The following is a 7008-nucleotide window of genomic DNA, read 5'->3' on the forward strand; positions in this document are numbered from 1 at the left end:
TCAGGCGAGATCGAGGGTGACGATGCCGCAATCGTGGATCTGGCGGTTCTTCCAGCGCGGGCTGGCGAGCGAGCGCTCAACGTCGCGGCGGCCGGAAGTCCAGTGGTCGTCTATGGTGGTGCGCGAGAACTCGTAGTCCTTACCGTTGGATTCGTAGCTTTCGCTGCGGTTGATGAGGTGAAGGATCGTCACCGGATAATCGCAGGCATGCGCGGTCAGTTCCAGAAGATCGGGATCGGTGCGCAGTTCTTCGGGCAGGCGCGCGGCAAGACGTGCGGCGGCGGCGGCCATGGCCTCGAGCCGGGTCTGCAAGTCGGTGTTAAGCCGTGTCCGGCTCGAGAAGCGGATATCCTTCTCGCGCTGCGTCGTCTCCGCCAGCGAGCGCGGCATCATCCCGCGCGCGCTGAACAGATCGACCTGGTAAACGAGCATCGGCGAGGTGCCCGAGCGCGTATCCAACACATATTGCAGCGGCGTGTTGGAAACGATCCCGCCGTCCCAATAGGGCTCGCCGTCGATCATCACCGCGGGGAAGCCCGGCGGAAGCGCGCCGCTCGCCATGATATGTTCGGGGCCGATCAGGCGCTCGCGGTTGTCGAAGTAGGCGAAGTTGCCGGTGAGCACATTCACCGCACCCACGCTGAAGCGCATCGGGCCGTTGTTGAGCAGGTCGAAATCGACAAGTTCAAGCAAAGTCTCGCGCAAGGGGGCCGTGTCATAGACGCTCGTCGCCTCGGGTGAGCCGGGAAGCTCGAGCCAAGGCGGCGTCAGACGCGGCATGAAAAAGCCGGGTACGCCGGTGAGCGCGATCGTCGCGGCGGCGGCTTCGTTGAAGAGGCGGCGGCCCCAGCCATCGGCAAAGGGGGAGGGGAAGGGGACGCGCGAGGCGGCGCGGTCCCAGAAGGTGCGCAAGGCTTCGAGACGCTTTTCGGGGGGATTGCCGGCGATGAGCGCGGCGTTGATCGCGCCGATCGAGATGCCCGCGACCCATGATGGCTCCTGCCCTGCTGCTGCAAGTGCCTCGAACACGCCGGCCTGATAGGCGCCCAGCGCACCGCCGCCTTGCAAAACGAGCACGGGTGCTTCGGGTATCTGGGGAGGAGTGGGGTTCTGATTGTCGGCCATGCCGCGTGATCCTTGTCGCGCCAATATTGCGCGTCTGTTGCGCCTCGCCCGCCCCGCTCGCGTATTGTGCGCTGCAGCGTAGGCTTGGCAAGCCCTCATTGCGCTGAAATGGCAAAAGGTTATGGCAAGACAGGGGACGCCTCCCTTTTCTTTCCGCCATGGGCGGCCTACATGGCCATGACCATGGTCCGTCCCACCCCGCCCGCCTTCGACAAGAAGAAGATCGTCGCCGAAAACCGCCGTGCGCGCTTCGAGTACTTCATCGAGGACGTCTACGAGGCAGGTATCGCGCTGACGGGTACCGAGGTGAAATCGCTGCGCTTCGGCGAGGGCTCGATCGCGGAAAGCTATGCCGAGGTGAAAGACGGCGAGGTCTGGCTGGTCAATTCCAACGTGCCGGAATTCAGCCACGGCAACCGCTACAACCACGAACCCAAGCGGCCCCGCAAGCTGCTGCTGAAGGAGCGCGAGATCGCCCGCTTTACCGGCGCGGTGGAACGCAAGGGCATGACGCTGGTCCCGTTGTCGGTCTATTTCAACGGGCGCGGGCGCGCCAAGGTCGAACTCGCGCTCGCCAAGGGCAAGAACAACGCCGACAAGCGCGCAACGATCAAGGACCGCGACTGGCAGCGTGACAAGGCGCGCATCATGCGCGAACATGGCTGATGGCGGGTTCCGAGGGGGATGATCGCAGCGGCATGAAAGAGCGGGTTTCCGGCCTTGCGCGGCGAATGGTCCCGACACGAGAGGCGCTGGTCAAAAGCCGTTTCGTCCGCCCGCTGGCAGCCCGCCCGGAACTCTGGCGCTACAATCGCCGCTCGGTGCCGCGCGGAATTGCGGTGGGGCTATTCGTTGGCATATTTGCGATGATTCCGGGCGTCCAGATCGTTGGCGCAGCGCTGATGTGCGTGCCGTTTCGTGGCAATATCCCGCTGGCGGCAGGGGCGACGCTGCTTTCCAATCCGGCAACCACGCCGATGATCCTGCTCGGCGCACTGTGGGTGGGTGGCTTTCTGGGGCTCGATGCCGATTTCGCGACATTTCAAGCGCTAATCGCCAAGGGCGCGGGGCTTGGCGAATGGGCCGTCTGGCTGGTCTCATCCGCCGCGCCGGCAATGGTGCTCGGGCTACTGGCGATTGCAACCGTTTCCGCCCTCGTCGGTTATGGTGCTTCGATCCTGATCTGGCGCTGGTGGACCGCGCGGCGGCGGCGCATGCGGCTCGGCCGGGGTCTTGCCGGAGCCCGCGAGGTATGAGTGTCAACACCCTGACAGCGGATCCGGCCGGTTCCGGCCAACCGCGCTGGCGCGGCGCGCTGACGGTCGCTTTTGCCGTGCTGGCAAGCGCGCTGGTGCTGTGGTTGGCCTCGGGGCAGGTCGTTGCGGCGCTGGCCTACGCTTTCGGCGTGGGCTGCCTTGCCGTCGCGCTGAGCTTTGCCGTGCGCCCGCGTGAGGCGGCCGAGACGAGCGATTTTGCGCCGCCCGACTGGTCGGTCACCCACGCCGCGATCGAGCGCGGCGAGGAAGCGACCGCGATCATCGACCGTGCCGGGCGGCTCGCTTGCGCCAATGCACGGTTCGCCGAATGCTTCGGGATCGGCGCTGCCCCGCCTCGTCTTGGCCTTGAAGGCGCGCAGAACGAAGCGCTGGAGAATGCCGCCCGCGCGGCTTGGCGCGATGGGAAGGCCGCGCTCGAGCCGGTTATCGCGAACGACCGCGAATGGCGGCTGGAGATCGAGCGGGCAGGGCGGGGGCAGGACTTCCTGATCTGGCGGTTTGCTCCGCTGGTGCGACGCGATCCATTGCAGGACGTGATCAGCCACGTGCGCGGCAAGGTGGGCCAGGCGCTGGGCCGCGAGGGCATCCAGATCGCGGCCGTCGCGCCCGACGGGCAAATCCATGCCGCTAATGCCTTGTTCGTGGCGCGTGCGACGGGCGAGACGGAAGCGGACGTCGCGGGCACAGACTTTGTCGGTTACTTCAGCGCCGACGAGCAGGAGCGCATCTTCTACGCACGCGAAGGCACGCGCGGGGCTTCGGTGCGGATGCTCCACGTGCCGATCGCCGATCCCGAGGCCGTCGCGCTGGGCTCGGCGGCGGCAGACCCGGCGCAGACGGCCTCGCTGTTCCTGCTGATCGACAACCAGGGCGGCGTGGGCGACACGCGCACCGGCATTCCGCAGATCGAGGCGCTGCTGGCGCGGCTCCCGCTCGGCCTTGCGATGACCGACCGCGACGGGCGGTTCCTGTTCGCCAACAAGGCTTTCCTGCGCGCGGCCGGGTACGACGAGAGCGGGCCGCCGCCCTATCCTTCTGACCTCGTGATCCGCGAGGACAAGGGTGCGCTGGCCGATGCGGTGCGGCGTTTTGCGCAAGGTTCAGGTGGCGCGGGCGACGTGGCGGTGCGGCTGCGGTCGGCGCCCGAGGACCCGGTTTCGTTAAGCCTCGCCGGGGTGCGCGGTCTGGGCGAAGGTGCGGTGATCCTCAGCCTCAAGGATTCCTCTGAGGAAACCCGCCTCAAGCGTGAGATCGCGCAGGCCACCAAGATGCAGGCGGTAGGCCAGCTTGCAGGCGGGGTGGCGCACGATTTCAACAACGTACTCACCGCGATCATCGGCTACTGCGATCTCATGCTGATGCGCCACACGCCGGGTGACAGCGACTATGACGACATCCAGCAGATCCGCGCCAACTCCAACCGCGCGGCAAGCCTGACGCGCCAGCTCCTTGCCTTCTCGCGCCAGCAGACCTTGCGGCCCGAAGTGCTGCAGCTGCCTGATGTGGTCGCGGAAATTTCCACATTGCTCAAGCGCCTCCTGGGCGAGAAGATCCTGCTTGAGGTGACGCATGACCGGGGCCTCGGCCTCGTCCGCGCCGACCCGGTGCAGCTCGAGCAGGTGCTGCTCAACCTTGCGGTCAACGCGCGCGATGCAATGACCGGAAACGGGGCATCCGGCGGCATTCCGGCGACCAAGGCTGGCGGCGTTCTGCGCCTCAAGACGAAGAAAGTGACCGCTGGCGACGTCCGCGCGATGAAGAGCGAGATCCTGCCCATCGGCGACTATACCGCGCTGATTGTCGAGGACACCGGCCACGGGATCCCCCCGGCGCAGATCGGCAAGATTTTCGAGCCCTTCTTTACTACCAAGGAAAAGGGCAAGGGCACTGGCCTTGGCCTTTCCACCGTCTATGGCATCGTCAAGCAATCGGGCGGGTTCATTTTTGCCGAAAGCGAAGTGGGCAAGGGAACGCGTTTCTCGATCTACTTCCCGGTCCATGTGCCTGATGCTGCCGATGTCGCCGAAGCGGCGGCGGCGGCCACTGCGGCGAAGCTGCCGGCAGTGCGCAAGCAATGGTCCGGCGGCGGGCGCGTGCTGCTGGTGGAAGACGAGGATACCGTCCGCGCCGTGGCCGAGCGCGCGCTCGTACGGCAAGGCTATGAAGTGACCACCGCGAGCGATGGCGAAGATGGCCTCGAAGCGCTGGGCCGGGCGATCTCGGCGGGCGAGGAGTTTGATCTCGTCCTCTCGGACGTGGTGATGCCGAGCATGGATGGCCCCGCGATGGCCCGCGAGATCCGCATGCTGCGGCCCGAACTGCCGGTGCTGTTCATGTCGGGCTATGCCGAAGAGCAGCTGCGACGCGAGATCGACATTCCCAACATGTACTTCCTCGCCAAGCCCTTCAGCGTCGCCCAGATCTGCACCGCAGTCGAGGATGTGTTGAAGCGGCGCTGAGCGCGCTCAGGGCTGGTCGAACGTTGGGATTGGCTGGTCCTTCCATGCCTTGGCCACCACCGCGAGGTTGTTGGCGTGGGCATCGCGATAAGGCCACCACAGGCTGACATCGCCGCGCTTCAGCGCATCGGCGACGAAGCTCGCCAGCGGCTGCTTCTGGAAATCGGCGTCGTGCGAATGCTCGACCAGCGCGCGGATATAGGCGCGGGTCGTATCGATCAGGCCGAGGCCATAGCCGCCCGCCGCAATCACCGCGGGATTGCCATGGTTGGGCAGAATCCTGGTGAAACCCCAACCGCGCATGGCGCCGAGCGCCTTGTATTGCTGCGGGATCGATTCCGGCTCGGCAACGAAGGTTGCGGTGTCCTCCAGCGTGTCGCCGGCAAGCAGCAGCCTGTCGTCTGGAAGTTCGATGACAAGGCCATCGGCGGAGTGAATGGCGACGGGATGGAGCTTTGCCGTGACGTTGCCGATCATCAGGGTGACCACGCTGTTCGGCGCGATGCCGATGGTGGGCAACAGCAGCGGGCGGATCGCCGGAGGGCCTTCCTCGGTCCCGGCCTCGATCGCGCTGCGCTTTGCGGCAAGCTTTACCCGCGTTGCTTCGGTGGCGAAACGCATGCTGTCGGCATAAACGGCGTTGCCGCCGATGTGATCCAGATGCCAATGGCTGGTGGCTAGGACAAAGCGGCGCACTCCCGCTTTCGTGAGCCAGTCACGCACCCACTGCGCCGAGCCGGGATCGGTGAATGTATCGTAGACGAGCGCAGTGTCGCCGTCGTGAATGGCATATGTGGCGACGCCGACGAAGATCGCGCCGAGATCGGGCCATTGGCGCGGGCCGGGCGGAACCGAGGCTTCGTCCGGACGGCCCTGGTAGAAGGCGGTCAGGTGATCGTTGATCGGGATCGCGCGCACGGCATGGGCGGCATCTTGCGCGGCGGCGGGAGCGGTGAACGCAAGGCTGGATGCGGCAAGCGCGAAGAATACCATGGACTTCATCGAATCTCCCCCGCCAGGCGGTCCCAAAGCAGCCGGTGCCGCTGGTTGTGCAATGCAGCAGAGCTTAGGGCCGGTCGGCGCGCTGTCAATCTGACGCGCCGCGCGGCGTGCTGGGACCGTTCGGGTCGATCCGCCCGGCATGATCACCGCATCAGGCGCATTCGATTCGGCGATCCCCAGGAAATTTTTGCACCGTTTCCGCAGGATCTGTCCTACGGATCATTTGGAACCCATCCCGCAAGGGGAAATTCCTTAGGAATATCCGCATTGTGCGGGCGATTTCCGCCAATCTTGCGAGGAATTGCGTTCCCCTCTTGTTCCAACAGAACAAACTGGGTACAAGGCTGGTGTTGACGGTGCATGTCAGCCATCTTTAGCAAGGGGAAGCAAGCCATGGCGGCGCAATTGAAGCTTATCCAGGAAGGCAAAGACAAGGACATGGATCGTCAGAAAGCGCTCGATGCAGCGCTCGCGCAGATTGATAAGGCCTTCGGCAAGGGATCGGCCATGCGGCTGGGCTCGAAGGAAACCATGCAGGTCGAGGCGATCTCGACCGGTTCGCTCGGGCTTGATATCGCACTCGGCGTCGGCGGCCTGCCGCGCGGCCGCGTGATCGAGGTTTACGGCCCGGAAAGCTCGGGCAAGACGACGCTCGCGCTCCACGTGATCGCCGAGGCGCAGAAGGGCGGCGGCACCGCGGCGTTCGTCGATGCCGAACACGCGCTCGATCCGGTCTATGCCAAGAAGCTCGGCGTCAACATCGATGAACTGATCGTCTCGCAGCCCGATACCGGGGAGCAGGCGCTTGAGATCGTCGATACGCTGGTGCGCTCGAACGCGATCGACGTGCTGGTCGTCGATTCGGTCGCTGCGCTGGTTCCCCGCGCAGAGATCGAGGGCGAGATGGGCGATAGCCACGTCGGTTTACAGGCGCGCCTCATGTCGCAGTCGCTGCGCAAGCTCACCGGCTCGATCAGCCGCTCGCGCTGCATGGTGATCTTCATCAACCAGCTGCGCATGAAGATCGGCGTGATGTACGGCAATCCGGAGACGACGACGGGCGGCAACGCGCTCAAGTTCTACGCCTCGGTCCGCCTCGATATCCGTCGCACCGGCCAGATCAAGGACCGCGACGATATCGTCGG

The 7008-nt window shown here is 65.3% G+C and carries 6 protein-coding genes; 4 read left to right on the top strand and 2 right to left on the bottom strand.

The features are described 5' to 3' along the window. Window positions 1–1125, bottom strand: coding sequence for a patatin-like phospholipase family protein (locus Q0082_RS07855; protein ID WP_298191327.1), 1125 nt, complete (start codon window positions 1123–1125; stop codon window positions 1–3). 183 nt (window positions 1126–1308) lie between these two features. Between Q0082_RS07855 and smpB the strand changes: the two genes are divergently transcribed. The 3 genes from smpB to Q0082_RS07870 are packed head-to-tail and all read left to right on the top strand — an operon-like array spanning window position 1309 to window position 4861. After that, complete coding sequence (smpB, locus tag Q0082_RS07860) at window positions 1309–1791, top strand: SsrA-binding protein SmpB (RefSeq protein WP_067909775.1); 483 nt, start codon at window positions 1309–1311, stop codon at window positions 1789–1791. Beyond that, on the top strand, window positions 1791–2381 hold the full coding sequence (locus Q0082_RS07865) for a DUF2062 domain-containing protein (protein WP_298191328.1): 591 nt from the start codon (window positions 1791–1793) through the stop codon (window positions 2379–2381). Before smpB ends, Q0082_RS07865 begins: the two co-directional genes overlap by 1 nt. Continuing rightward, window positions 2378–4861, top strand: coding sequence for an ATP-binding protein (locus Q0082_RS07870; protein ID WP_298191329.1), 2484 nt, complete (start codon window positions 2378–2380; stop codon window positions 4859–4861). Before Q0082_RS07865 ends, Q0082_RS07870 begins: the two co-directional genes overlap by 4 nt. A 6-nt stretch (window positions 4862–4867) precedes the next feature. On the opposite strand, the gene Q0082_RS07875 is transcribed toward Q0082_RS07870, so the two are convergent. Further along, window positions 4868–5863, bottom strand: coding sequence for an MBL fold metallo-hydrolase (locus Q0082_RS07875; protein ID WP_298191330.1), 996 nt, complete (start codon window positions 5861–5863; stop codon window positions 4868–4870). A 393-nt stretch (window positions 5864–6256) separates the two neighbouring features. On the opposite strand from Q0082_RS07875, the gene recA reads away from it, so the two are divergent. Further along, on the top strand, window positions 6257–7008 hold a 752-nt coding region (gene recA, locus Q0082_RS07880), incomplete at its 3' end, for a recombinase RecA (protein WP_298191331.1).

Source organism: Novosphingobium sp. (assembly GCF_027489515.1).
GTDB lineage: Bacteria > Pseudomonadota > Alphaproteobacteria > Sphingomonadales > Sphingomonadaceae > Novosphingobium.

Excerpts from the sequence above, each read along its gene's own strand:
- Q0082_RS07875 (WP_298191330.1), bottom strand. The coding sequence starts at position 5,863 with ATGAAGTCCATGGTATTCTTCGCGCTTGCCGCATCCAGCCTTGCGTTC.
- Q0082_RS07870 (WP_298191329.1), top strand. The coding sequence starts at position 2,378 with ATGAGTGTCAACACCCTGACAGCGGATCCGGCCGGTTCCGGCCAACCG.
- Q0082_RS07865 (WP_298191328.1), top strand. The coding sequence starts at position 1,791 with ATGGCGGGTTCCGAGGGGGATGATCGCAGCGGCATGAAAGAGCGGGTT.
- smpB (WP_067909775.1), top strand. The coding sequence starts at position 1,309 with ATGGTCCGTCCCACCCCGCCCGCCTTCGACAAGAAGAAGATCGTCGCC.
- Q0082_RS07855 (WP_298191327.1), bottom strand. The coding sequence starts at position 1,125 with ATGGCCGACAATCAGAACCCCACTCCTCCCCAGATACCCGAAGCACCC.